The sequence below is a fragment of the Amycolatopsis decaplanina DSM 44594 genome (assembly GCF_000342005.1).
Taxonomy (GTDB): domain Bacteria; phylum Actinomycetota; class Actinomycetes; order Mycobacteriales; family Pseudonocardiaceae; genus Amycolatopsis; species Amycolatopsis decaplanina.
The window spans coordinates 1-25,294 of sequence record NZ_AOHO01000054.1 but is presented as its reverse complement, the minus strand read 5'-3'; the positions used below and the strand labels follow the sequence as shown (position 1 = coordinate 25,294).

Sequence of the window (25,294 nt, the reverse complement as noted above, 5' to 3'; positions counted from 1 at the left end):
CTGTCCGCACCGGAACCCACTGGTAGATTCCGGGGCAGGGGGTTGAGCCGCCAGCCCTTGCCGGCACCACCCTGAGCAGGAGCACCGATGACGACCGACGTCGCGCGGCCCCACCCCCGGCACTCCGGGGACGGCTGGACGCTGGAGACCCACGAATCCGACGGGCTCACCGTGTACACGATGATCGGCGAGTTCGATTTCGCGGTGTCGGCCGAGTTTCGGCAGGTGATCGAGGACAATCCGCCGTCGTCCGGCCGCGCCGTCGCGGACATGACCGAGGTCCGGTACTGCGACTCGAGTTGCCTTCAGGTCCTCCTCCGCCTCGCACAGCGGCTGCGCGGCCGGTTCGCCGTCGCCACCTCGGTCCACGCCGTCGTCCGGCCGATCAGTCTGCTGAAGCTGGACGAGCTCATGCCGGTCCATCCGACCGTCGAGGCCGCGCGCTCGGCACTGGCTCACCGCCCATGACCTCGCCCGACGCCGCCTTCCAGCAAGACATGTCGGTCACCGAGTTCGCCATGGCCGACGACGTGCACGGGCTCGCCGAGGTGCGCGCGTGGACCCGAGCGACGCTGAGCGGACTGCCCGAGGAGATGATCACGGACGTCGTGATGGTCGTGGACGAACTCAGCTCGAACGCGCTCCGGCACGCCCGTGCCCCGTACCTGGTCCGGCTGCGGCACGTCGGCGGCAGGCTCCGCGTCGAGGTGGAGGACGGCGCGCCCGGATCACCGGCCAGGCCCGGCCCGCCGACCGGCACCGGTGGCCATGGGCTCACGCTCGTCGCCCTGTCCACGACGGCGTGGGGCCAGACGGCCCGCCCGGAGGGCAAGACCGTGTGGGCGGAACTGGACATCGGGCGCGCCGATGACTGAACCGGTGATCGCCGCCCCGGCCACGACCGGGCGGAGCTGGGACACGGCGCCATCGCCCGCTTTGGTCGTCGACGGTGACGGAGTCGTACGGGACCTCAACGACGCCGCCCGCGCCCTGTTCCCTGAGGCACGCCAAGGACTCCCATTGGGACATGGTGCGCCTTCTTGGCTGTCGGACGCCCACCCGGGCGGGATCGTCCACGGTCCGGCGGGCGACCGTGCCTGGGCCGCGTCGCCGGTACCGCACGACGGCGTCGTCACCTGGTGGCTGACCGACGAGACCGAAACCGAAGCCGCCCGCGAGCTGTTGCTGCGGGAACGGCGGCGCGTCGCGTTCCTCAGCGATGCCTCGGCGGCGCTGCTGAGTTCGCTCAACGTCGAACGCTGCATCGAGGTGGCCGCGCGGCTGGCCGCCGAACACCTGGCCGGGGCCGCGGTGGTGCTGGCCCCGGCGGTCCAGGGTGCTCATCCGGCGGCGTCGTGCGTCCGCGGCGAGGCCGTGACCATGTCCAGGCTGATCATCGACCCCGCCGGCCTGCCGGGATTGGACGAGGCACTGCGGGGCTTCCCGCCGGTGCCTTCACGCTGGCTCGACCCCGGGACCGCGCCGTCGTGGGTCCTGCCCGCCGGATTCGGCCCGGCCACGTCGATCGTCGTCACACCCTTGCCGGGACACGGTGTGCCCGCCGGGGCGCTGATCCTGCTGCGCACCGGCGACCAGGCTGCGTTCACCGAACAGGAAGAGATCTTCGCGCGGCTGTTCGCGGCCCGCGCGGGCGCCGCGATCTCGGCGGCTCGGATGTTCGCCCACCAGGCGTCGACGACCGAGACGCTCATGCGCGAGCTCCTCCCGCCGCGCCTGGAGCAGCTCGGCGGCGTCGAGTTCGCCGGGCGCTACCGGCCCGCTCAGGACGAGGACCGGATCGGCGGCGACTTCTACGACGTCCATTCCGCCGTCGACACCGACGGGGACGAGTCGCTGGCCGTACTCGGCGACGTCTGCGGAAAGGGTCTCGACGCCGCTGTCCTCACCGGCAAGATCCGGACGACACTGCGCGCGCTGCTGCCGATCGCCGAAGACCACCATCGGCTGCTGAGTCTGCTGAACGCCACACTGGTGAGCCAGGAGGACGGCCGGTTCGTCACCCTCGCCCTGGCCTCCGCCCGCCGGGAGGGCGACGCGGTACGGCTGCGCCTCACCTGCGCGGGGCATCCGCCGCCGCTGGTGGTCCGTTCGGACGGCGCCGTCGAAGAAGTCGGCACCGGCGGCAGCCTGATCGGCGTGCTCCCCGCGATCCGGACGACGTCGGCGGAGGTCCTGCTCGCGCCCGGCGAGAGCTGCCTGCTGTACACGGACGGCATCGTGGAGGCCAAGGGCGGCCCGCTCGGCGACGAGATTTTCGGCGAGGAACGGCTGCACGCCGTACTGGCCGAATGCGCGGATCTGGCGGCCGACGCGGTCGCCGAACGCGTGCAGATGGTGGCCGCGCAGTGGATCGGCCGCCGGTCGCACGACGACATGGCGGTGCTGGTCATCACCGCCCCCCGCATCCCCCGGAGGCCCGGGACCCCGTGACGGCCGAGTACTTCGAACGACTGTGGCAGGCGGTGACCGCCGGCGACGAGTACGCGGCCGGAGAAGTCGTGGTCCAGGCGCTCGGCGCCGGCCTCGACGCGGAGAGCGTGCTGCTGGACGTCGTCGCCGCCGTGCAGCGCAAGGTCGGTCACGAGTGGGCGGCGAACCGGCTCACCGTGGCGCAGGAACACGCCGCGACCGCGATCAACGACCGGGTGCTCGCGGGCTTCGGCTACGTGCTCCCCCGGCCGCGAAAGCACCGGGGCCGCATCGCGGTCGCGTGCGTCGACGGCGAATGGCACGCCATGCCCGCGCGCCTGCTGGCCGAGGTGCTGAAGGTCCGCGGCTTCCACGTCGACTATCTCGGTGCCCAGGTGCCCGCCCCGCATCTGGTCGCGCACCTGCACCGCACCGGACCCGACGCGGTGGCGCTGTCGGCTTCGCTGGCGACTCGCCTGCCCGCCGCTCACGCGACGATCACGGCCTGCCAGGCGGCCGCGACCCCGGTGATCGCGGGCGGGGCGGCGTTCGGGCCGGACGGCCGGTACGCGCGGCTGCTCGGCGCCGACGCCTGGGCGCCGGACGCGCGGGAGGCGGCCGATCTCCTGACCTCTCCCCTGCCCCGGCCCCGTACCGGGCATCAGCCCCTCGACGACCTGCCGCATCTGGCCGATCAGGAGTACACCCTCGTTTCCCGCACTTCGGATGCGCTGGTGAAGGCGGTCCTGGCCGGCCTCGATGACCGTGTCCCGGCGATGCGCGGCTACACGAGCCGCCAACGTCAGCACACCGCGGAGGACGTCGCCCACATCGTCGAATACCTGACGGTCTCGCTGTACGTGGGCGACGAGGAACTGTTCACCGGATTCCTCGCCTGGACGGCGGAAATCCTGTCGGCCCGCCAAGTCCCGGCCGGTTCCCTGCTGCCAGCGCTGGAACTGCTGCGCGGCGAACTGCACGACTTCCCTCGTTCGCGGGCGATGATCGACGCCGCGCACGCGCGGTTGGGCGGCACCCTCACCGCATGAAGAAGGGGGCCCGCCCCGTCAGGCGGACCCCCGTCGACCAGCAGATCAATCCCGGACGCCCTTCACCGCGTCCTTGATCTTCTCGCCGGCCTGCTTGACGTTGGCCTTCCCCTGCTCCGCCTTGCCTTCGGCTTGCCACTGCTCGTTGTCCGTGGCGTTCCCGACGGCTTCCTTGGCCTTGCCCTTGAGCTCTTCTACCTTGTTCTCGGCCTTGTCGTTCATCGTGCCTCCCTTTGTCGCCGATGCCTTCGGATACCCGGCTCTCTCCGCCGGAAACGGCGTATCCGCCGTGGCATCCGACACGTTTGGATCGGGGAGCGGCCTGATCGGCGGGTACGGGACTTCCTGGTTCGACCGCATAGGCCGTTATACATACTTTCGGACCTGCTCAGCGTACGGCGGTACTTGTTCCGCGCTTTCCGGTTTGTCCGGCGTCGAATCCGCTTGCGACACGAACTCTCGTTCCGGAAATTCGCAACGGCGCATATTTCGATCGATCGACCAGTTGGAATAATCGAATTTCTGGCGACGATTACCTCGCCATTACCAATACATTTACTTACTGGTCTTTTCGAGTGATCAACCCACATGATCACCTTTGCGGAAAGACAACCCGCACGCGTTACCGCTAGCATCGCACTGTTCCCCGGACAGACTCGGCACGTCCTGTTCGCGCTGTCTGCCTCATTCACGACTTTAGTCGGGAGGTCGCGAGCGTGCGCTCGCCACGAAAAGCCAACGGAAACGGCTCGAAAATCCATCACGACGAAGGCACGGCGACCACCGCCCTGCTGCGCCTCGGCCGTTATCTGACCCGCGCGGAGAGTTCCGCGGATCTGCATTCCGTACACCTGACCGGTGGCCGGGAAGGCGATGCCTTCTACCGCGATCGCTGGAGCCACGACAAGGTGGTCCCGTCGACGCACGGCGTGAACTGCACGGGTTCCTGCCGCTGGAACGTGTACGTCTCCGACGGGATCATCACATGGGAGAGCCAGGATCCCGATTATCCCTCCGTCGGCCCCGACAAACCGGAGTACGAACCGCGCGGGTGCCCGCGCGGCGCCTCCTTTTCGTGGTATTCCTATTCTCCGACCAGGGTCCGTTTTCCATACGCGCGAGGCGTACTGGTGGAAATGTACCGGGAGGCGTTGAAACAGCACGGCGACCCTGTCGTCGCGTGGGCGTCGGTGATGGACGACCCGATGAAGAGGCTGTCCTATCAGCGCGCCAGGGGAAAGGGCGGATTGGTCCGGGTCGGCTGGGACGAAGCCGCGGAAATCGCCGCCGCCGCGCATGTGCACGCCATTTCCCGGTACGGCCCTGACCGGGTCGCCGGCTTTTCGCCGATCCCGGCGATGTCCATGGTCTCGCACGCGATCGGGTCCCGGTTCATGGCGCTGATCGGCGCTCCGATGCTCTCCTTCTACGACTGGTACGCCGATCTGCCGGTGGCCTCGCCGCAGGTCTTCGGCGATCAGACCGACGTACCGGAATCCGCGGACTGGTGGGACGCCGCGTACCTGATGATGTGGGGCTCGAACGTCCCGGTGACCAGGACACCGGACGCGCACTGGATGGCCGAGGCGCGCTACCGCGGGCAGAAGGTCGTCGTGGTCTCCCCCGACTACGCCGACAACACCAAATTCGCCGACGAGTGGCTGGCCCCGCATCCCGGCACCGACGCCGCGCTGGCGACGGCCATGGGGCACGTCGTCCTCACCGAGTTCTTCGCCGAACGGCAGGTGCCGTACTTCACCGACTACGTCCGCCGCTTCACCGATCTTCCCTTCCTGGTGACGCTGACCGAACGGGACGGCGCGTACGTGCCTTCGAAGTTCCTCACCGCCGCCGACCTCGGCGACACCGGGGCCGCGGAGCCGGACTGGAAGACCGTGCTCGTCGACGACCGCACCGGGGAACCGGTCGTGCCCAACGGTTCCGTCGGTTTCCGCTGGAACGAGCACGACCAGGGCCGCTGGAACCTCGACCTCGGCGACGTCGTGCCACGGCTGAGCCTGCTCGCCGATCCTGGTCACGAAGGCGTCGAGGTACTCCTTCCGCGGTTCGACGCGGAAGGGGTCCTGCGGCGCGGGGTGCCCGCCGTGGAACAGGGCGGGCAGCTGGTCACCACGGTGCTCGACCTGCTGATGGCGCAGTACGGGGTGCGGCGCGGCGACCTTCCCGGCCGGTGGCCGTCCGGCTACGACGACCCGGCGGAGCCGTGCACGCCGGCGTGGCAACAGGAGATCACCTCGGTTCCGGCCGAACGCGTCACCCGCATCGCCAGGGAGTTCGCCGAGACCGCGGAGGCCTCCCGCGGCCGGTGCATGATCCTGATGGGCGCGGGCACCAACCACTGGTTCCACTCCGACACCATCTACCGTTCCTTCCTGGCGCTGCTCACGATGACCGGCTGTCAGGGCCGCAACGGCGGCGGCTGGGCGCACTACGTCGGCCAGGAGAAGGTACGGCCGCTGACCGGGCACCAGACCCTGGCAGGCGCGATGGACTGGATGCGGCCCGCCCGGCAGATGATCGGGACCGCCTACTGGTACCTGCACACCGGCCAATGGCGCTACGACGCGCTGCGCAACGACGAACTGGCCTCCCCGCTGGCGCCCGGGAAACTCGCCGGGACCAGCGCCGCGGACACGCTCGCGCAGTCGGCGCGGCTGGGCTGGATGCCCTCGTTCCCCACTTTCGACCGCAACCCGCTCGACCTCGTGGACGAAGCCGAGGAAGCCGGGCTCGACCCCGTCCGCCACGCCACCGCACAGCTCCGCGAAGGCAAACTGGGATTCGCCGCGGAAGATCCGGACGCGCCGGAAAACTGGCCGCGGGTGCTCACGGTGTGGCGGTCCAACCTGCTCGGCTCCTCGGCCAAGGGGCACGAATATTTCCTTCGCCATCTGCTCGGCACCGACGCGAACCTGCGTGGCGAAGAGGCGCCGCCGGACGCGCGGCCGAAAACCGTGAAATGGCACGACACCGCCCCCGCCGGCAAATTGGATCTCATGCTGGCAATCGATTACCGGATGACCAGCACCACCTTGTTCGCGGATCTCGTGCTGCCCGCCGCGACCTGGTACGAAAAACACGACCTCTCGTCGACGGACATGCATCCCTTCGTGCATTCGTTCAACGCCGCGGTCGACCCGCCGTGGCAGACCCGCACCGACTTCGAGGCGTTCCACACCATCGCGAAGCGGTTCAGCCAACTCTCCGAACGGCATCTCGGAGTGCGCAAGGATCTCGTCGCCACCCCGATGACGCACGACACCCCGGGCGAAACGGCGCAACCGGGCGGGGTCGTCCGTGACTGGCGCGATGGCGACGTCGAGCCGATCCCGGGTGTCACCCTGCCGCGGCTGACCGTCGTCGAACGTGATTACCCCGCGGTGGCGGCGAAGCTGGCCACGCTCGGACCGCTGCTGGAGAAGCTGGGCGCCACCAGCAAGGGCCTCACCTACGACGTCGGCGAGGAAGTGAACTGGCTGCGCGCGAAGAACGGCGTCGCGACGACCGGGGCCGCGCGGGGCCAGGCGTTGATCGACACCGACATCAAGGCCGCGGACGCCGTGCTCGCCCTGTCGGGCACCACCAACGGACGGCTGGCCACCCAGGGCTTCCGCGAGCTCGAAAAGCGTGTCGGCACCGAACTGGCGCATCTTTCCGCCGAACACGAAGGCAAGAAGATCACTTTCGCCGACACCCGGTCCCGTCCGGCGCCGGTGATCACCAGCCCGGAGTGGTCCGGCAGCGAGAGCGGCGGACGGCGCTACTCGGCGTTCGTGATCAACGTCGAACACGGGAAACCGTGGCACACCCTCACCGGCCGTCAGCACTTCTTCCTCGACCACGACTGGATGCACGAACTCGGCGAGGCGCTGCCTGTCTACCGGCCGCCGCTGGGTTCACAGCACCTCTCCGGCGGGGCGGGAGACGCCGCGGAGGTCACCGTGCGCTATCTGACCCCGCACAGCAAATGGTCGATCCACTCGACGTACCAGGACAATCTGCACATGCTCACGCTGTCCCGCGGCGGGCAGGGGATCTGGATGAGCCCGGCCGACGCCGAGGCCATCGGCGCTCGCGACAACGACTGGATCGAGGCGGTCAACCGCAACGGTGTCGTGGTGGCCCGTGCGATCGTCTCCCATCGCATGCCGGCCGGCACCGTTTTCCTTTACCACGCCCAGGACCGGGCGGTGAACGTGCCGCGCAGCGAGGCCACCGGAAAGCGCGGCGGCACGCACAACTCGCTGACCCGGCTGCTGCTCAAACCCACCCATCTGATCGGCGGCTACGCCCAGCTCTCCTTCGGGTTCAACTACCTGGGCCCCACCGGCAACCAGCGCGACGAGGTCACCGTGATCCGCCGCCGTTCCCAGGAGGTGCGTTACTGATGCGGGTCATGGCACAGCTGGCCATGGTGATGAACCTGGACAAGTGCATCGGCTGCCACACCTGTTCGGTGACCTGCAAACAGGCCTGGACCAACCGGGCGGGCACCGAGTACGCCTGGTTCAACAACGTGGAAACCCGTCCAGGACAGGGATATCCGCGCCGCTACGAGGATCAGGAACGCTGGAAGGGCGGCTGGGAGCGGACGGCGAAGGGCAGGCTGCGGCTGCGAGCGGGCGGGCGGCTGACCAAGCTCACGAAGCTGTTCGCCAACCCGGAACTGCCGGAGATCTCCGACTACTACGAGCCGTGGACCTACGACTACGCCACCCTGATCGAGGCGCCGCTGGGCGACGACGTGCCCACCGCGGCGCCCCGGTCGGCCATCACCGGCGAACCCACCCAGCCCACCTGGGGACCGAACTGGGACGACGACCTCGGCGGATCCACCGAACACGGCGTCAAGGACCCGATCGCCGAGAAGCTGCGCGAAGAACTCGGCATCAAGATCAAGTTCGAGTTCGAGCAGAGCTTCATGTTCTACCTGCCGCGGATCTGCGAGCACTGCCTCAATCCGTCCTGTGTGGCCAGTTGCCCGTCCGGCGCGATGTACAAACGCGCGGAGGACGGGATCGTGCTGGTCGACCAGGACCAGTGCCGCGGCTGGCGGATGTGCGTCACCGGCTGCCCGTACAAGAAGGTGTACTTCAACCATAAGACCGGCAAGGCCGAGAAGTGCACCTTCTGCTACCCCCGGGTGGAAGCCGGGCAGCCGACGGTGTGCGCGGAAACCTGCGTCGGGCGCCTGCGCTACATCGGCGTCCTGCTCTACGACGCCGACAAGGTCACCGCCGCCGCGTCCGTCGCCGACGAACACGACCTCTACCCGGCGCAACTCGATCTGCTGCTCGACCCGCACGACCCCGCCGTGATCCGGGCCGCCGAGGCGGCGGGCGTCCCGCACGACTGGCTCACCGCGGCCCGGCGTTCGCCGGTGTACCAGCTGATCCACGACTACCGGCTGGCGCTGCCGCTGCATCCTGAGTACCGCACGATGCCGATGGTCTGGTACATCCCGCCGCTGTCACCGGTGGTCGACGCGGTCAGCGGCAGCGGCCACGACGGCGAGCACCGCGACAACCTGTTCGGCGCCATCGACGCCCTGCGCATCCCGGTCGAGTACCTGGCGGAACTGTTCACCGCCGGGGACACCGCGCCGGTCCGGCGTTCCCTGCGGCGGCTGGCCGCGATGCGGTCCTACATGCGGGCGGTGAACCTCGGGAAGGAGACCGACGAGGACATCCCCGCTTCCGTCGGCCTCACCGGGGAGCAGATCTTCGCCATGCACCGCCTGCTCGCGCTGGCCAAATACGACGAACGCTACGTCATCCCCACCGCGGGGGTCGGACAGGCGCACGACCTGGAGGGCATCGCCACCCGGTGCAGCCTCGACGTCGACGGCGGTCCGGGGATGGGCGGCGGGGAGTCCACAGTGGACCTGGTCAGCTGGGACGACGGCGCCCGGCCGGACGCGCTGTTCCCGACGCTGCGGGGGCAGAGCCGGTGAAACTCCTCCGCCCCCGGGTCGCCGTGGCCCGAGATCACGCGGCGCTGCGTCAGATCGCCGGATGGTGCCTGCAATATCCCGACGAAGCCGTCCTCGGCAAACTCGGTCTGCTGCGCGCCTGCCTCGACGAGACCACCGGCCCCGGCCACGAAGAACTCTCCCGCACGGTGGCCTATCTCGGACAAGGCGACCCCGGCGAGCTGGCGTCGCACTACATCGAGGTCTTCGACCGGAAACCCCGCCGGACACTGCACCTGAGCTGGTTCCTCGACGGCGACACCCGCCGCCGCGGCGAGACGCTGGCCGCCCTGCGCCGGTTCTACCGCACCCACGGGTTCGCACCCGCCGAAAACGAACTGCCGGACTTCCTCCCCGTGATCCTGGAATTCGCCGCCGCTGCGGGCCCCGACGCCGCCGGGCAGGTGCTCACCCGCTTCCACCCCGCGTTGGCTCTCCTGCACCGCAATCTGTCCACTATGGACACGCCGTATCGCGACGCCGTCGCCGCGGTGCTGGCCACCCTGCCCGCCGTACCCACGCCGCCGCCCGCCGATCCCCCGGCCGAGCTGGTCGGCCTCGACCCGTTCCCCACCGGCGCCGGAGGTGGCCGATGAGTTCCGGACCGGACCTGCTGCTGTGGGGCGCCGCGCCCTACGCGTCGATCGCGCTGCTGGTGTTCGGCACGATCTGGCGATACCGCCACGACAAGTTCGGCTGGACGAGCCGGTCCAGCCAGCTCCACGAGTCCAGGATCCTGCGGGTGGCCAGTCCGGTGTTCCACATCGGACTGCTGATGGTCATCGGCGGTCACGTGCTCGGCCTGCTCGTGCCGAAGGGCGTCACCGAGTTCGCCGGGCTCGACGAACACGGCTATCACCTGATCTCGCTCGGGATGGGCAGTGTCGCCGGGCTGGTCGCGATCGGCGGGCTTGGTCTCCTGCTCTGGCGCCGGTTGCGGGTGCCCGGGGTGCGCCGTGCCACGTCGGTCAGCGACCGGTACATGTACGTGGTGCTCGTGCTGGTGATGCTCGCCGGACTGGCGAACACACTGGTCGACAACGGCCTCCGTGGCGGCTACGACTACCGCGAGACGGTCTCGCCCTGGTTCCGCGGCATCCTGCTCCTCGATCCCCAGCCGGCTCTGATGGCGTCGGCGCCGCTGGACTACCGGCTGCACACCGCGCTGGGCATGCTGTTGTTCGCGCTGTGGCCGTTTTCCCGGCTGGTGCACGCTTTCAGCGCGCCGGTGCGGTACCTCCTCCGCCCGTACGTGGTCTACCGGCGCCGCGCTCCCGGCGGCGTCGGCACCCGCGACCCGCGCCGTGGCTGGGAATGACCCGGATCCGCCGCACCGCCTATGTCGCGCTGAGCTCGTTCGGGTGCATCGTGCTCATCGGCCTGTGCGCGATGCTCTCCGGCGCGCCCCTGCTGTTCCCCTCGCTCGGGCCCACCGCGTTCCTGGTGTTCGCGAGCCCGCAGGTGCCCGGTGCCAGCCCGCGCAACACGGTGCTCGGTCATCTGGCCGGTGTCCTGGCGGGTCTCACCGGCCTGGCCGCCACCGGACTGCTCTCCGCCGCCCCGGACCTGACGCATCCCTCCTGGGCCAGGGTCGGGGCGGCCGCGATCGCGCTGGGGCTCACCTGCGCCGCGATGGCCGCGCTGGAGATCTCCCATCCGCCCGCCGGGGCCACCACCTTGATCATCGCGCTCGGCCTCCTGCACACCGCTCCGCAGATCGTCGCGATCCTGGTGGGCGTGATCCTCATCGCCCTGCTGGCCGTGCTGGTCAACAAACTGTTCGGCGTGCCCTATCCCTGGTGGCGCTCACCCGGGCCCGCGCCGGCCAAGGTGACCGACCTGGTGCCGTGAGTGAACCGTCGTCCCTCGATCGTGGATCGCCGTGGCCCTGAACGGCCGATGTGCCGTTACGGCTTCCGGTCCTATCGTTCGGACGCATGGCAAGCGACTTGCAGCGGCGCAAGATCTCGGGTGTCTTCGCCGCGATGGACGTCGACGGCGACGGTTTCCTCGATGAACGGGACTTCCAGGCCTTGGCCGAGCGCTGGGCGCGGCGGCGCGGCCCGGGTGACGAACGGCGCCTGACCGGCATCATGCTGAACTGGTGGACGACGCTGCTGGCGGCATCGGATCTCGACCGAGACGACAAGGTCACCCTCGACGAGGTCCTGCTGGTGGTGGACAAGCTCCCGGACATGCCCGAGGCCGTGACCGCGACCGCCGACGCGATGTTCGAAGCGATCGACGAGAACGGGGACGGCCTGATCTCCGCGGCCGAGTACCGCCGGTTGATCGAGGTGTGGAACGGCCGCCCCACCGACACCGACGCCACCTTCCCGCTGCTGGACTCCGACGGCGACGGAATGCTGTCCCGGGACGAGTTCGCCGCGCTGTGGCTGGAATTCTGGGCGGGTGACGACGCGGAGGCGCCGGGCACCCTGGTCTTCGGCCCGCTCGCCGCCTGACGGCTTTCGGGCGGACCCGGCGTCCATACGGGCCAGACCCGGCCGGCCGGCACGCCGCGAACGTCCTACCGGCTCAGGATGGCAGCCGTGGACGAGGTGGCCGAGCGGATCCTGGAGCGTGTCACCGGCACGGGCGCGCCCTGCGTCTGGGTGACCGGACCGGCGGGTGTCGGCCGGACCACGCTGCTCGCCCGGCTGTCCGAGCGGCTTTCCGCGTCAGGGCGAGAGGTTTCGACCGTGCGCTTCACACAGGACGGAGACCTCGCACCTGGGAGTCATCCATGGCCTCCCCCTGCCGTCGGCGACAGGCATGTGCTGATGCTCGACGACACCCAGTGGATGGGAAGCGACTCCCTCGCGGTCCTGGCGGCGTTGATCCGACGCTTGGACGGTACGTCCGCCCGGCTGATCTGCGCCACGCGAACGCCGGTCCGTGACGCGGCCGGGAGACTCGCCATCGTGCGGCGGTTACGGGTCGACGGTCTGGTGGATCCGGTGCGGCTGCTGCCGTTGAAGGCGGCGGAGATCACGCGGCCGGTCGTCGAGGCGCTGGGCGCCGTCCCGAGCGCCCTGCTGCGGGACCGGCTGCACGAACTCAGCCGGGGGGTGCCCGCGGCGTTGCGCCAGGCGCTGGACCTGCTGCGCGCGCAGGACGCGATCCGGATCGTCGACCGGCGCGCGTACCTCGTCCCCGGCACCGTGGTGCCGCTGCGATCCGTGCATCTGGACCCCGAGCTGCTCGCCGTCGCGAAGGCGGCCGCCGTGCTGCATCCGCTCGGTGCGGCGATGCCGTCACTGATCAGCGAGGTGCTCGCGCAGGATCCCGCGGAAACCCTGGCGATACTGGAAACCCTGCGAGCCGACGGGGTGCTGCACCGCGGCCGGGGCTGGCGGTTCACCGTACCGGTCGTGGCCTATGCGCTGATCGCCGAACTCGGCCCCTTCGAGCGCCGGCGCCTCTCCGCGGCCGCCGTCACCGCGTTGTGGAACGGGACCGCGCACACTTCCGCCCCGTACTATCTCCCCGATCGGATCGCCGAGGCGGGCAAACTGATCGACCCGCGGCGCGCGCTGGCCGAACTGCTCGACAAGGCGGCCTTCCTGCCGGACGACCAGACCACCCGCGGCGCGCGATGGCTGCGCGCCGCGGTCGAACTGACCGAGGACCGGCCGCAGCGGGCGAGGGTGACCCTTCTCCACACCATGTGGTGTCATCTGAACGGCGATCACGAACAAAGTCTCGCGGGAACCCGGCGGCTGCTGGAGGAATTCCCCGACCGCCTTTCCGCCGACGCCGCGCAGGAGACCCAGTCGATCGCCGTCTGCGCGCTGCACAACTCCGGCAACACGGCCGAATTGGCGAGGATCGCCACGAACCCGCCGGACTGGTCGGTGGCCTCGAGCGCGATCGCGTTAAGCCTGCTGGACCGCTGGGCGGAAGCGGCCGAACTGCTGGCGGAGAACGATTCCTGGCGCACCGAGTCGACGGTGTCCGCGATGCTGGGCGAACTTTTCGGCGGTCTCGCCGAGCTCTGGGCCGGTCGTTCCGCACGGTTCGGCACGAACCTGACCGAGCGCGAGCGATGGCCGTTGAGGACGGCGCGGCGGCACCGGAACGACCAGATCACCTCGTACGTCACCGCTTTGCTGGTGCTGGGCGAACGAGCACGCGCGGAAAAGCTGCTCTCCGACGAAGACTTCCCCGAAACCGGCCTGCGCGACAGCGAACGTTCGATGCTCGCGGTCATGCGCGGCCAACCCGCTCGCGCGATCGACTTCGCCCACCGCAGCGTGGCCGACCGCTCGCGGCGCGGCTACGACACCGGCTCGGCCGCGATGCACCTGTCGACCGTGTCGGTCCTGCTGTCACAGGGACGGTTCACCGCGGCACGGGAACTGCTGACCGCCGCCCGCGCCACCGCACCGATGCTGGCGCATCTGCTCGACATCGCGGAAGCCCGGGTCGACATGGCCCTCGGCGAAACCGACCGCGCCGCCAAACGCCTGCACGCGGCCACGTGCGGACTCGCCGTCGGCACGGACATCGCCTGGGCCGATCTCGCGGAACTCGCGTTGCGGAAGAACGACCGGACAGGGGCGCGGAAGGCACTCGACGCGCTGGAGGAACTCGCTTCCGCGATGCCGACCGGACGGGTGCTGCTGCATCGTCATCTGGTCCGGGCCTGCCTCGGCCAGGAGCCCGACGGCGAATGCCTGTGGCTGGCCCGCGAACGCGAACAGCCGTTCGAACTGGCCCTCGCGGCCGAACGCCTGGTGCGCCACCACGCGACGGATCCCAAGATACTGACCGAGGTCTACGGGACACTCGGCTCGCTCGACGCGCTGCTCTACCGCGCGCGGCTGCGGAACCTGATGCGGGACAACGGGATCGTGCCCCCTGGCGATCAGGAGGAAACGGCCGCCGAGAACGAGGACCTGCTGGCACTGCTGGCGGGCGAAGGACTGACGAACGAGCAGCTGGCGAAGACCCTGCAGACGAGCCGGAAAAGCGTGGACGGACGGCTGAGCCTGCTCTTCACCCGGACCGGTTACCGCTCCCGGGTCGAGCTGGCCACGGCGCTGCTGAACGGCCGATACGCCTCGTGAACACGCCGGACATCCGGGTGGCCGTCTACGCGGCCGACCCGCTGACCACGGCGGGACTGATCGGCATCCTGTCGCAGGCCGCGACGCTCGAAGTGGCCGCCGGCCGGGGCGCGGACGTGCTGGTGGCCGCCGAGGACCCGGCCGGACGAGAACTCCCCGTACTGCGGCGGGCGGTGGCCGAACTGGGCGCCGTGCCCGGCGTCCTGATCGCCGGGCCGCTCCCGCCGTCCGGCCACCGCTCGGCCGCGGACGCCGGGGTGCGCTGTCTGCTGCCGCACCGGGCGGCCCGGCCGGAACGGCTGATCGCCGAGGTCACGGCCGCGCGATCGGCGGCCGCGACCTCCGCCGGGCGGCTGGCCGCCGGATACGACGCCCTGGTGGAGGGCCCGGCGCTGTTCCACGAACGCGAGATCAGCGTGCTGCGGCTGATCGCGGAGGGCAAGGACACCGCGGAGATCGGCGCGGCGATGGGCTACTCCCAGCGCACCGTCAAGAACATCCTGCATCACGCGCAGCGGCGGCTGGCCCTGCGGAACCGGGCGGAAGCGGTGGCCGAGGCCATCCGGGCCGGGCTGATCTGAACGGTGACGCGTCCGCGGGAGAAACCTCTAGATCACCCCGGCCCGCACCGCGTACGCGACGGCGTGCGGCCGGTTCTTCAGCTTCAGCCGTCCGGTGATGCCCTGGATGATGTGCTTCACGCTGCGTTCCGAGTAGCTGAGCTCACCGGCGATCTCGACGGTGTCCTTCCCTTCGGCCATCAGCCGCAGCACGTCGATCTCCCGCGTGGTGAGCCCGGCGGTGTTGACGCCCATCGGGTCGAGCACCTCGCGTTGCAGCCGTTCGACGTGCTTGAGCAGTTCGCCGAGCAGGCTCGGCGGGAGCACCCCGCCGCCGGTGGCCGCCGCGCGGACGGCGTGTGCCAGCCGTTCGCCGGTCGTGGCCGACCGCGGCAGTACCGCCACCACCCGGCATTCGATGGCGGGCACGAGTTCCGCCTCGCTGATCTGGCTCACCACGAGCACCACCGGCTTGCCGCCCTCGGCGGCGAGCCGTCGCAGCCAGAGCACGATCTCCGGGGTCAGCCATTCGGCGGCGAACACCAGCACGTCGGTCTCGGCGCGCTGTTCCCAGTCCCGGATGTCGATCCCCTGCTGCGTGCCCAGCTGGCTGGCCAGGCCGGCCGTGGTGATCGGATCGGGCGCGTGTACCGCCACGGTGATCTGTCGGGTTTCCGTGTCCACTTCGTCCCCTCCGCTTGTCCGCGGCCCCAGTCGGATGGGACACATTCTGCGAAGGAGCTCTTCACGAACTCTCCACGAGTTCTCAACGAGGCGTGAAGGACTTCGTGGCCTGCTGAAACGCTTCGACGTACTTGGGAAGCTCGTCCAGGATCTCGCGGAGCCTGCCCTCGGGTCCGGTGTAGTCCGGGTCGGCGAGGAGGGCGTAGCCGAAGGCCAGCGTCCGCCGAAGCTCGGCGATGCGGGCTTCGGCCTCATCGGCGTCGAGCACCAGCCTGCCGTTTCGGGCGAGGCTGAGCAGGACATCACCGGCGAAGTGTTCCTGATCCTGGCTCACTGTCACAGCATGCACAGCCACGCATGCCTTGGACCAGTGCCGCAGGACACTCTGCCCCCGAGAACGCCGGGCTTTGCCCGGTCGCCCCTCGGCTGACCAGATGCCGAAAACCACATGAACGGACACCGAACCTCGCGGGCGTTCACGGACGTGAATCCACCCGTATCGAACTGTCAGGCAAAACCCGAGAATGCCTCATGACCGACGGCAGAAACCCACACGATGGGTGCCCGATTGATTGCGAAACCCACATCGGCGCCACTAGGATTTCCGCTGAGCAGGGCACTCTTTTCGGCAGTCGGAAGCACAGGCGGCAGGTCATGGACGAGGTTTCCTCGCTGACGGTGCGGCTGCTGGGCGGCTCCCCTGCCCGCCACGGCGACGGCGAGATAGCGCTGGGTCCCGCCCAGCGGCAGGCCGTGTTCGCCACGCTCGCCCTGCGCGCCGGCCAGCTCGTCTCCCGCAAGGAGATCATCGACGCCGTCTGGGGCGAGCGGCCTCCGGACAGCGCCACCGGCATCGTGTACACCTACGTCTCCGCGCTGCGCCGCGCGCTGGAGCCCGTAGGCGAACCACTCGTCGCCACGCGCGCCGGCTACAGCCTCGACCTGCCGAAGCAGCAAATCGACGTCCACGTCTTCGAAGCCGAGCTGGAACGTGCCCGCGCGCACCGGCTCGCCGGCGCGCACCGGCGGGAACTGGAGTCGCTGCGGTCCGCGCTCGGGCAGTGGCGGGGTTCCGCGTTGAACGGGATCCCCGGCCCGTTCGCCGAGTCCCAGCGCGCCCGGCTGAACGAATTGCGCATGAGCGCGCTCGAACGGCAGGCCGAGGTCGCTCTCCACCTGGGCGGCTACCGCGAACTGGTGGGCGAGCTCGCCGTGCTGGTCGAGCGCCATCCGTTGCGCGAGGGCCTGCACCGCATGCTGATCACCGCCTTGTTCCGGTCCGGAAGGCAGGCCGAGGCGCTGGCCGCGTTCGACCGCGCGCGCGAGACGATCATCGAGCAGTCCGGCCTCGAACCCGGCCCGGAGCTGCTGGCCCTGCGGCAGCGGGTCCTGGACGACGATCCGGCGCTGCACCACCAGGACCAGCCGGAGCGGCATCGGCCGACACAGGCCCTGCCCGAACGTCCGTCCACCTTCGTCGGCCGGGAATTCGAACTCGGCCGGATACGACGGCACCTGTCCGCCCTGCTGGACGAAGGCCGCGGCGGGACGGTCTGGCTGGACGGCGAGGCGGGCAGCGGCAAGAGCGCGTTCCTGGCGGAGGCCCTCGCCACGGCGAGGAGCCGCACGCGCTGGGTCGAAGCCGATGAGCTGACCGGCGCGGTCCCGCTGAGCCTCATCGCCGACTGCCTCGGCGGTGAAGCGCTCAACGACCTCGGCAAGACGGTCACCGAGCTGTGCGAAGACGGGCCGCGGGTGCTCGTCTTCGAAGATCTGCACTGGGCCGACGAGGAAAGCCTCCTCGCCTGGCAGCGGCTTCACCGGTTCACCGCGCACCTGCCGCTGCTGCTGATCGGCTCGGCGCGTCCGCTCCCCCGTCGCCGCACGCTCGACGTCCTCCGCTCGCGGCTCGACGGCGAGGTCGTCTCGCTGCCGCCGTTCGACGGCCCTGCCGTCGCCGCGCTCGCCGAGGAGACCCTGGCCAGGGATCCCGGCGAGGACTTCCTCGGGTTCGCCGCCGAGTACACCGCCGGAAACGCCGGCTACCTGTGCGAACTGTTCGCCGAGTTCGCCGACGGCCGCGAGCCCGCCACCTCGCCGCACAGCCGGCTGGCCGCCGTGGTGGAAGATCATCTCGCCACGCTTTCCGTGCCGTGCAAACGAACGCTGAATTCCGCCGCGTTGCTCGGTTCGTCGTTCACGGTCGCCGACTTGACGGGCGTCACCGGCCGCGAACTGCGGGCGCTCATCGGAGCGGTCGAAGAGGCGCTCGCCGCGCGGGTGCTGGAAGCCGAGGGAGAACGTCTGCGGTTCCGCGTCCCACTGGTGCGTTCGGTGTTCGCCGCGAACACCCCGCCCGCCATCCGTGCCGTGCTGCACCAGGAGATCGCCGCGACCATGGCGGGCTCCGGCGCGCCCGCGGACCGCGTCGCCGAGCAACTGCTCCAGGTCGGCGACGAATTGACGGCGCGCTGGATCCCGCAGTGGCTGCTCGACAACATCCGCGTGCTGTCCACCGGACCGGCGGTCGAACTGCTCCACTTGCTTTCCCACCAACGGAATCTCACCGAGGAGCAGCACCAGAGCCTGGCGGGCGAACTCGCCGCGCTGCTGCTGCCCGAATCGGGCACCGCGGCCTCCTGGACCGCCACTCGCGCACTGGGGCCCGCGCAGCCCTGGTGCGCGCCGCTGCACGCACTCGCCCGGGTGCGCAACCCGACCGGCCCAAGGACGTCCTAAACTGCGGGGACACAGTAGTGATCCGGCCACTTTCGGTGCATGACGAGAAATGGAGCCGGCGTGACGAACGGGCTGCGCGTCGAGCTGCTCGGGCCGCCTCGTGCCTGGCTCGAAGACGTCGAGCTGAAGCTCGGGCCCGCCCGTCAGCGCGCGGTCTTCGCCACCCTGGCGGGGCGCCGCGGCCAGGCGATCTCGCTCGGCGAGCTGATCTCGGACGTCTGGGGCGAGTCGGCGCCCGCCAGCGCCACCGGCAGTGTCCACACCTACGTCTCCGGTCTGCGCGGCGCGATCCGCAAGGCGGGCGGCGACGCGCACGAGGTGCTCAGTTCGTCCGGATCGAGTTACGTGCTGCGGCTGGACCGTGAAGCGCTCGACGTCAGCCGGTTCGAACAGGACGCGGCGGCCGCCCGGCGACTGCTCGCCCACGCCGATCAGCGAGGCGCGGCCGCGCGGCTCACCGCCGCACTCGGCCTGTGGCGCGGCGAGGCCTATTCCGGCGTACCCGGCCCGTTCGCCGAAGCGGAACGCGTCCGGCTCGCCGAACTCCAGCTGACCGCCACCGAACTGCGCGCCACGGCCCTGCTCGGCCTCGGCGACCACCGCGAACTGGTGGCCGAGCTGACCACGCTGGTGCGGCGGCACCCGTTGCGGGAATCGCTGCACGAGACGCTGATGCGCGCCCTGCACGCCAGCGGGCGTCAGATCGAAGCGCTCAGCGCGTACCGCGAGGCCAGGCGAATCCTCCGGGACGAACTCGGCGTCGAACCCGGTGCCCCGCTGCGTGATCTGCACCAGCGCATCCTGGATGGCAGCGAAAAACCTGTCACCGGATCGAAACCGGTTCCGGTCCGGGTCGTGCCGCCGCCGGTGGCCAAGGCGATCGAACGCGGCGGCCAGTGCCACCTGCCCGGCCGTGCCAGGCAGGTCGAACGGCTGGACGGGTTCGTCACCGACGTGCTCGCCGGCCGCGGCCGTCCGGTCTGGCTCGAAGGCGAACCGGGCATCGGCAAATCGGAACTGCTGATCGCCGGGCTGGCGGGCGCCGCGGCGCGCGGCTGCCAGCTCGCCTGGACCGCGGCCGACGAGCTACGGCAACGGTTCCCGCTGCAGGTGATCATGGAATGCCTCGGGGTGCACCACGGCGCGGCGGATCCGGCCAAGGCCGAACTGGCCGGTGAGCTGAACGCGGAACCCGCGCACGGGAACTGGGGCCCCGCCGACCCGATCTTGTCCACTGTGGACAAACTGCTGGCGCTGGTCGACGAGACCTGCGCCGCGGGCCCGCTGGTGCTGGTGATCGACGACCTCCACTGGGCCGACGAGGCGAGTGTGCTGCTGTGGCAGCGCCTGGCCGCGGCCACCCGCCAGCTGCCGCTGCTGCTGGTCGCCGCCACGCGCACCGGGCACGGCCGCCGGGACCTGGCCCAGCTGCGTCGCGGGATCGAGGCGAGGGACGGCGAGATCATGCCGGTCGAGGTGCTGACCGACGACGACATCGCCGCCGTGTTCGAGGTGATCCTCGCGGCGAAGCTCGGGCCGAGCCTGCGCCCGCTGGTCCGGCGCGCGGCCGGTAATCCGCTCTACGCGAGGGAAATCGCGCACGACCTGGTCCGGACGGGTGCCGTGCGGATCAAGGACGGCGTGGCCGAGGTGACGGTGGACGGCACCGAGAACGCGCCGCGGTCGCTGCTGGCCGCGGTGGGCCGGACACTGGAAACCCTCGACCCGGTCACGACCGGGATCCTGCGCACCGCGTCGCTGCTGGGCGCGGAGTTCGCCGTCGAGGACCTCGCCGCGCTGGCGGACAAGGGCCCGCTGGAGGTCCTGCAGGAGCTGGAGCCCGCCACCACCGCGGGCGTCATCGAGTACGCCGGTGACAAACTCGCCTTCCACCATCCGTTCCAGCGGCAGGCGCTCTACGGCGGCATCGCCGAGCCGGTCCGCGCCGCGTTGCACCGGCGCGCCGCCGAATCGCTCGCGCGGGCGGGCGCGCCGATCAAACGGGTCGCCGAGCAGCTGGCGGCCGGGCCGGTGCCGTTCGACCCGTGGCTGGTGGGCTGGCTCACCGCCAACCACGTCGCGGTGTCCAACCGTGCCCCGCATATCGCGGCCGATCTGCTCCGCGGCGCGCTCGACAGCACGGTGCCCACCGGCGAGCAGCGGGAGACGCTGATCGCCGCGCTGGTGCGCGTGCTGTTCCGGCTCGAACAGGATCCGGAGGCCGAGGCCGAACAGGCGGTGAAGACCGTCCGCCACAAGGCCGATCTGGCGCAGATGCGGCACGTCCTCGCCGCGCTGCGGTACCGCCGGGGTGACACGCCCGGCGCGATCGAGGCGCTCGCCGACACCGCGGACGATCCGTCGATGCCGGAACTGTGGCGCACGAGCACCCGGACGCTGCTCGCCAACTTCCGGCGCGGAACCCTCGACGATCTCGACGAGACCGAACGGATCGCGCGGGGCCTGCACGCCGAGGCCGTCGAAGCGGGTGAACGGTATCCCGCCGCGCACGCGCAGCAGACGCTGTGGCTCGTGCACTCGATCCGCCGCGAGCACGACCGGGCCCTGACCGCGATCGACGCCGCGCTCGAAACCACCGGCGACGAGGCCGACCTGGCGACGCTGCGCTTCGACCTGCTCGACAACCGCCTCTTCACCCTGCAGAACCTCGACCGGCTCGGCGAGGCGGACGCCACGCTCCACGCCGGGTACGAGACGGCCGCACGGCACGGCCTGCCGACCGGTCCGCAGGTCTCGGCGGCCGTGCACTACTACTGGACCGGTCGCTGGGACGAGGCGCTGGCCGAACTGGACTCCGTCACCGAGGACGGCCCGGCGATCACCTTCTACGGTGTCCGCGAGCCGGGCGCCGCCGCCCTGCTGCTGCACGGGGTCGCCGCCCTCATCGCGGGCCATCGCGACGAACGCGTCTCCGTCCGCGCCCATCTGGAAGCGGCCGAGGCGCACTCGCCGTCGAACTCGTCCGAGCGCGAGAGCTGCGACTTCTACCTCGCGGCACAGGCGATGGCCGCGGAACAACGCGGCGAACTCGACGACGCGCTGCGACTGTTCGCGCCGGTGCTGCGCCCCGACTACGCCCGGATGATGCTGCGTCACCAATGGCTTCCCGACGTCGTCCGCGTCGCGCTCGCGGCAGGCGACGACGCCGTCGCGCGGGAAGCGCTCGCCGTCTGCGCCGAGGAGGCGAGCCAGGAGACCGTGCCCGCCAGGGCCACGGTGGCCGCCCTCCGATGCCGGGCGCTGATCGACGGCGATCCCGAAGGCATGCTGGCCGCGGCCGATCATTACCGCGAGGTCCGCCGCCCGATCGAACTCGCGGCCGCGTTGGAGGACGCCGCCGAACTGCTCGGCCGCGCCGGTTACCTCGAAGCGGCCACTCGCTCGCTCACCGAAGCGTGCGAGGTACTCGGGCCGGTCGGGGCCACCTGGAGCATCCGCCGGGCGGAAAGCAGGTTGCGCCGCTACGGCGTGCTCAGCCGCGCCGAGCGGGGTCCCCTGCACAGCGGGGCGCTGTCCCCGCTGGAACTGCGGGTCGCGCGGCTGGTGGCGGCGAAGCTGTCCAACCCGGAGATCGCCGCGGAGCTGAGCCTGCCCAGGAGGACGGTGCAGTCGCTGGTGTCCAGGGTGCTGACCAAGCTGCACGCCGATTCCCGCCTGACCGTCGGCGATCAGCTGCCGAGAAGACTCGCGTGACCGCGTTCATCACCGTACGACCGAGGAGAACCATGACCCGCGTGCTGGCCGGCTTGACGGCCCTCATGCTGCTGCTCACCGGCTGCTCGGGCACGCCGGAATCCGGCGGTCCGCTCAAACTCACCGTCGCCACCTTCGGCGAGTTCGGGTACGAAAAACTCTTCGACGACTACGAGAAGGCGCATCCGGGGATCACCATCGAGGGCCGGGTCGCCGACTTCGAGACACATCACCGCCAGCTCGCGACCGGGCTCGGCGCCGGACGCGGCAGCGCGGACGTGGTGGCGATCGAGGAGCAGTACCTCCCCAAGTTCCGCCAGTCAGGGGACAAGTTCACCGATCTGTCCGAGTTCGGCGCGCAGGGTCTCCGCGAGCAGTGGCCTGCCTGGAAATGGGACCAGGGCACCGCCGAGAACGGGAAGTTCGTGATGGGCCTCGGCACCGACATGGGCAGCCTCGCCCTCTGCTACCGCCGCGACCTGTTCGCAAACGCCGGCCTGCCGACCGATCGCGACCAGGTGGCCGCGCTGTGGCCGACCTGGGAGAAGTTCGCCGAAACCGGCGAGCGGTTCAGTGCCAAGGCGCCGGACGACGTCAAATTCGCCGATTCGGCGGGCACCGTCTACACGGCGATGCTCAACCAGGCTCAGGAGAACTACTTCTCCAAGGACGACAAGTTCATCGCCGACACGAACCCCAACGTGCGCAAGGCCTTCGAGCTGGCGGGCGGGATGGCGCTGAAGAAGGAGACCGCGGCGGTCACCACCTTCACCCAGCCGTGGACGGTCGCGATCAAGCAGAGCCGGTTCGCCGCCATCACCTGTCCCGCCTGGATGCTCACCCAGATCGAAGAGGCGGGAGGCCCGGAGCTCGCGGGCAAGTGGGATGTCACCTCGGTTCCGGGCAAGGCGGGCAACTGGGGCGGCTCTTTCCTGACCGTCCCGAAGCAGGGCGCGCACCGCAAGGAGGCTTACGACCTCGCCGTCTGGCTCACCGCGCCCGAACAGCAGAAACGGATCTTCCTGGAAAGCGGGCTGCTGCCGAGCGCGCTGGGCGCCTACCAGGACAGCGCGGTGCTCTCCCACACCAGCCAGTACTTCAGCGGCGCACCGATCGGCAAGATCTTCGCCGCGTCCGCCGAGGCCTTGCGGCCGAACTACCGCGGGCTGCGCGACGGTGAGGTGAGGCCGGTCTACGGGCACGCGCTCGGCCGCGTCGAAGAGGGAAAGCAATCGCTCGACCAGGCGTGGAACCAGGCCGCGACCGAAGGCCGCGCCGCGGCCGCCAACTGAGTGGAGGCGGCGTGACACGCGGGTTTCCGGCCGGGTTCCGTTGGGGCACGGCCACGGCGGCATACCAGATCGAGGGATCGACGACGGCGGACGGCCGCGGACCGTCCATTTGGGACACTTTCACCGCGCGGCCCGGTCTGGTGCTCGACGGCGCCACCGGCGACCCGGCCTGCGACCACTACCGGCGCTACCGCGAGGACATCGGCCTGCTGAGCGGACTCGGCGTGCCCTACTACCGGTTCTCCGTCGCGTGGTCGCGGGTCATGCCGGACGGCCGCACGGTCGAACCACGCGGCCTCGCCTTCTACGATCGCCTTGTCGACACGTTGCTGGAACACGGGATCACCCCGATGGTGACGCTCTACCACTGGGACCTGCCGGAGGCGCTGCAAGCGGAAGGCGGCTGGCCGAACCGTGATCTCGCGAGTCTTTTCGCCGACTACACGCTGACCGTCCACAAAGCACTCGGCGACCGGGTGCGGCAGTGGACCACGATCAACGAACCGTTCTGCGCCGCCTTCATCGGCTACGGCAACGGCGACCACGCGCCGGGCATCCGGGACGAGGGAGCCGCGCTGGTCGCCGGGCACAATCTCCTGCTCGCGCACGGCAAGGCCGCGCAGGCGCTGCGGGCGAACGGTGGCGAGCAGGAAGTGTCCATCGTGCTCAACTTCGCCCCCGTGCTGACCGATGTGGACGATGCCGCGCACCGCGAGGCCGCGCGCAAGTTCGACTTCCTGCACAACAGGTTCTTCCTCGATCCGCTGCTCGGCCGCGGCTATCCGCCCGAACTGCTGGCGGATCTGGCGCATCTCGGCACGCTGGAACCGGCGATCGCCGACGGCGATCTGGAGATCATCGCGCAGCCGCTGGACGTCCTTGGCGTCAACTACTACGCGCCGGCCCGCGCGGTCCCGCTGGAAGACCCCGAGGCCGACAGCAACTGCCCGCTGCCCGGCCTGCGCGGGATGGACGTCCAGCCGCCTCGCGGCGAACTGACCTCGCTCGGCTGGGAACAGCGGCCGGAGTGCTTCACCCGGCTGTTGCTGTGGCTGCACGAACACTGCCCCGGTCTGCCGCTCGTGATCGCCGAGAACGGTGCCGCGTTCGAGGACGAGGTCGTCGACGGCCGGGTGCACGACGAAAAACGCGTGCGGTATTTCGCCGAGCACCTCGCCGCCGTGCACGACGCGATCGAAGGCGGTGCCGACATCCGCGGTTACATGGCCTGGTCGCTGCTGGACAATTTCGAGTGGGCCATGGGGTACACGCAGCGGTTCGGCCTCGTGCACGTCGACTTCGACACCCAGGAACGGGTGCTCAAGGACAGCGCCCGGTTCTACGCGGACGTGGTGGCGCGGAACGGTCTCTAGCGGTTCCGACAGGGCGGGTCTGACGTCGCCGGAAAACGGCGACACTCCTCGAGGACTGCCGGTGGCCGACCGGCAACTTCGAGCGAGCCATCGATACACACCGGTTCGGCCTCGCGCACGCCGATGCCGACACCCAGGAACCAGTAACCAAACACATGGCGGCACCCAACAGTCTTCAGCCGTTCCGACACAGCGGACCTGACATCGCCAGAAAACGGCGACACTCCTCGAGGACTATCGGTGGCCGACCGGCAACTTCGAGCGAGCCATCGATACACACCGACTCGGCCACGCACACGCCGACTTCGACACCCACGAACCAGTAACCAAACACATGGCGGCACCCAACAGTCTTCAGCCGTTCCGACACAGCGGACCTGACATCGCCG

20 protein-coding genes are annotated in these 25,294 nt (G+C 70.1%); 16 read left to right on the top strand and 4 right to left on the bottom strand.

Going from position 1 to position 25,294, the window contains the following annotated elements; all coding sequences use genetic code 11:
- The first annotated feature begins 87 nt into the window (after positions 1-87).
- From H074_RS16975 to H074_RS16960, 4 genes are read left to right on the top strand one after another with little or no spacing between them, the layout of a single operon-like run.
- Positions 88-468, top strand: a complete 381-nt coding sequence (locus H074_RS16975) for an STAS domain-containing protein (protein ID WP_007031267.1) — start codon at positions 88-90, stop codon at positions 466-468.
- Positions 465-875 (top strand): ATP-binding protein, encoded by a 411-nt coding sequence (locus H074_RS16970; protein ID WP_007031266.1) that lies wholly within the window; start codon positions 465-467, stop codon positions 873-875. Before H074_RS16975 ends, H074_RS16970 begins: the two co-directional genes overlap by 4 nt.
- Positions 868-2,451 (top strand): PP2C family protein-serine/threonine phosphatase, encoded by a 1,584-nt coding sequence (locus H074_RS16965; RefSeq protein WP_007031265.1) that lies wholly within the window; start codon positions 868-870, stop codon positions 2,449-2,451. The genes H074_RS16970 and H074_RS16965 overlap by 8 nt, the downstream gene beginning before the upstream one ends.
- Positions 2,448-3,479, top strand: coding sequence for a cobalamin B12-binding domain-containing protein (locus tag H074_RS16960; RefSeq protein ID WP_007031264.1), 1,032 nt, complete (start codon positions 2,448-2,450; stop codon positions 3,477-3,479). The genes H074_RS16965 and H074_RS16960 overlap by 4 nt, the downstream gene beginning before the upstream one ends.
- Before the next feature lie 45 nt (positions 3,480-3,524).
- On the opposite strand, the gene H074_RS16955 is transcribed toward H074_RS16960, so the two are convergent.
- Positions 3,525-3,701 (bottom strand): CsbD family protein, encoded by a 177-nt coding sequence (locus H074_RS16955; protein WP_007031263.1) that lies wholly within the window; start codon positions 3,699-3,701, stop codon positions 3,525-3,527.
- A 494-nt stretch (positions 3,702-4,195) separates the two neighbouring features.
- Here H074_RS16955 and H074_RS16950 point away from each other — a divergent pair, with 494 nt between their 5' ends.
- The 8 genes from H074_RS16950 (at position 4,196) to H074_RS16915 (ending at position 15,124) form a co-directional block, all read left to right on the top strand.
- Positions 4,196-7,888 carry a nitrate reductase subunit alpha gene (locus H074_RS16950; protein ID WP_007031262.1) on the top strand — a complete coding sequence of 1,231 codons (3,693 nt, stop codon included), beginning with the start codon at positions 4,196-4,198 and terminating at the stop codon, positions 7,886-7,888.
- On the top strand, positions 7,888-9,453 hold the full coding sequence (gene narH / locus H074_RS16945) for a nitrate reductase subunit beta (protein WP_007031261.1): 1,566 nt from the start codon (positions 7,888-7,890) through the stop codon (positions 9,451-9,453). The genes H074_RS16950 and narH overlap by 1 nt, the downstream gene beginning before the upstream one ends.
- Positions 9,450-10,067: a nitrate reductase molybdenum cofactor assembly chaperone gene (narJ, locus tag H074_RS16940; RefSeq protein ID WP_007031260.1), complete on the top strand. Its 618-nt coding sequence runs from the start codon at positions 9,450-9,452 to the stop codon at positions 10,065-10,067. The genes narH and narJ overlap by 4 nt, the downstream gene beginning before the upstream one ends.
- Complete coding sequence (gene narI / locus H074_RS16935) at positions 10,064-10,789, top strand: respiratory nitrate reductase subunit gamma (protein WP_007031259.1); 726 nt, start codon at positions 10,064-10,066, stop codon at positions 10,787-10,789. The genes narJ and narI overlap by 4 nt, the downstream gene beginning before the upstream one ends.
- Positions 10,786-11,322: an HPP family protein gene (locus H074_RS16930; protein ID WP_007031258.1), complete on the top strand. Its 537-nt coding sequence runs from the start codon at positions 10,786-10,788 to the stop codon at positions 11,320-11,322. The genes narI and H074_RS16930 overlap by 4 nt, the downstream gene beginning before the upstream one ends.
- 86 nt (positions 11,323-11,408) lie before the next feature.
- Positions 11,409-11,936: an EF-hand domain-containing protein gene (locus H074_RS16925; RefSeq protein ID WP_200865787.1), complete on the top strand. Its 528-nt coding sequence runs from the start codon at positions 11,409-11,411 to the stop codon at positions 11,934-11,936.
- Positions 11,937-12,014: 78 nt separating this feature from the next.
- Positions 12,015-14,543: an ATP-binding protein gene (locus tag H074_RS16920; RefSeq protein WP_235096794.1), complete on the top strand. Its 2,529-nt coding sequence runs from the start codon at positions 12,015-12,017 to the stop codon at positions 14,541-14,543.
- On the top strand, positions 14,540-15,124 hold the full coding sequence (locus tag H074_RS16915) for a helix-turn-helix transcriptional regulator (protein ID WP_007031255.1): 585 nt from the start codon (positions 14,540-14,542) through the stop codon (positions 15,122-15,124). The genes H074_RS16920 and H074_RS16915 overlap by 4 nt, the downstream gene beginning before the upstream one ends.
- A gap of 27 nt (positions 15,125-15,151) precedes the next feature.
- On the opposite strand, the gene H074_RS16910 is transcribed toward H074_RS16915, so the two are convergent.
- Complete coding sequence (locus H074_RS16910) at positions 15,152-15,787, bottom strand: helix-turn-helix transcriptional regulator (protein ID WP_007031254.1); 636 nt, start codon at positions 15,785-15,787, stop codon at positions 15,152-15,154.
- 82 nt (positions 15,788-15,869) lie between these two features.
- On the bottom strand, positions 15,870-16,121 hold the full coding sequence (locus H074_RS16905) for a hypothetical protein (RefSeq protein WP_039922673.1): 252 nt from the start codon (positions 16,119-16,121) through the stop codon (positions 15,870-15,872).
- Positions 16,122-16,441: 320 nt separating this feature from the next.
- Here H074_RS16905 and H074_RS16900 point away from each other — a divergent pair, with 320 nt between their 5' ends.
- From H074_RS16900 to H074_RS16885, 4 genes are read left to right on the top strand one after another with little or no spacing between them, the layout of a single operon-like run.
- A complete protein-coding gene (locus H074_RS16900) occupies positions 16,442-18,526 on the top strand; it encodes an ATP-binding protein (protein WP_007031252.1) in 2,085 nt (694 codons plus the stop codon).
- A gap of 60 nt (positions 18,527-18,586) precedes the next feature.
- The gene (locus H074_RS16895; protein ID WP_007031251.1) at positions 18,587-22,240 is read left to right on the top strand and encodes an ATP-binding protein; all 3,654 of its coding nucleotides are present in this window, start codon (positions 18,587-18,589) and stop codon (positions 22,238-22,240) included.
- Between the two features lie 32 nt (positions 22,241-22,272).
- Positions 22,273-23,532: an ABC transporter substrate-binding protein gene (locus H074_RS16890; RefSeq protein WP_007031250.1), complete on the top strand. Its 1,260-nt coding sequence runs from the start codon at positions 22,273-22,275 to the stop codon at positions 23,530-23,532.
- Between the two features lie 11 nt (positions 23,533-23,543).
- A complete protein-coding gene (locus H074_RS16885) occupies positions 23,544-24,905 on the top strand; it encodes a GH1 family beta-glucosidase (RefSeq protein WP_007031249.1) in 1,362 nt (453 codons plus the stop codon).
- 175 nt (positions 24,906-25,080) lie between these two features.
- Here the strand turns inward: H074_RS16885 and H074_RS41590 are convergent.
- Positions 25,081-25,294, bottom strand: a 214-nt coding sequence (locus H074_RS41590; protein WP_235096793.1) for a hypothetical protein, incomplete at its 5' end; no start/stop codon positions are given.

Coding starts and splice junctions, on each gene's coding strand:
- H074_RS16900 (WP_007031252.1), top strand. CDS start 16,442: ATGGACGAGGTTTCCTCGCTGACGGTGCGGCTGCTGGGCGGCTCCCCT.
- H074_RS16955 (WP_007031263.1), bottom strand. CDS start 3,701: ATGAACGACAAGGCCGAGAACAAGGTAGAAGAGCTCAAGGGCAAGGCC.
- H074_RS16920 (WP_235096794.1), top strand. CDS start 12,015: ATGGCAGCCGTGGACGAGGTGGCCGAGCGGATCCTGGAGCGTGTCACC.
- H074_RS16925 (WP_200865787.1), top strand. CDS start 11,409: ATGGCAAGCGACTTGCAGCGGCGCAAGATCTCGGGTGTCTTCGCCGCG.
- narI (WP_007031259.1), top strand. CDS start 10,064: ATGAGTTCCGGACCGGACCTGCTGCTGTGGGGCGCCGCGCCCTACGCG.
- H074_RS16975 (WP_007031267.1), top strand. CDS start 88: ATGACGACCGACGTCGCGCGGCCCCACCCCCGGCACTCCGGGGACGGC.
- H074_RS16970 (WP_007031266.1), top strand. CDS start 465: ATGACCTCGCCCGACGCCGCCTTCCAGCAAGACATGTCGGTCACCGAG.
- narH (WP_007031261.1), top strand. CDS start 7,888: ATGCGGGTCATGGCACAGCTGGCCATGGTGATGAACCTGGACAAGTGC.
- H074_RS16890 (WP_007031250.1), top strand. CDS start 22,273: ATGACCCGCGTGCTGGCCGGCTTGACGGCCCTCATGCTGCTGCTCACC.
- H074_RS16930 (WP_007031258.1), top strand. CDS start 10,786: ATGACCCGGATCCGCCGCACCGCCTATGTCGCGCTGAGCTCGTTCGGG.
- H074_RS16965 (WP_007031265.1), top strand. CDS start 868: ATGACTGAACCGGTGATCGCCGCCCCGGCCACGACCGGGCGGAGCTGG.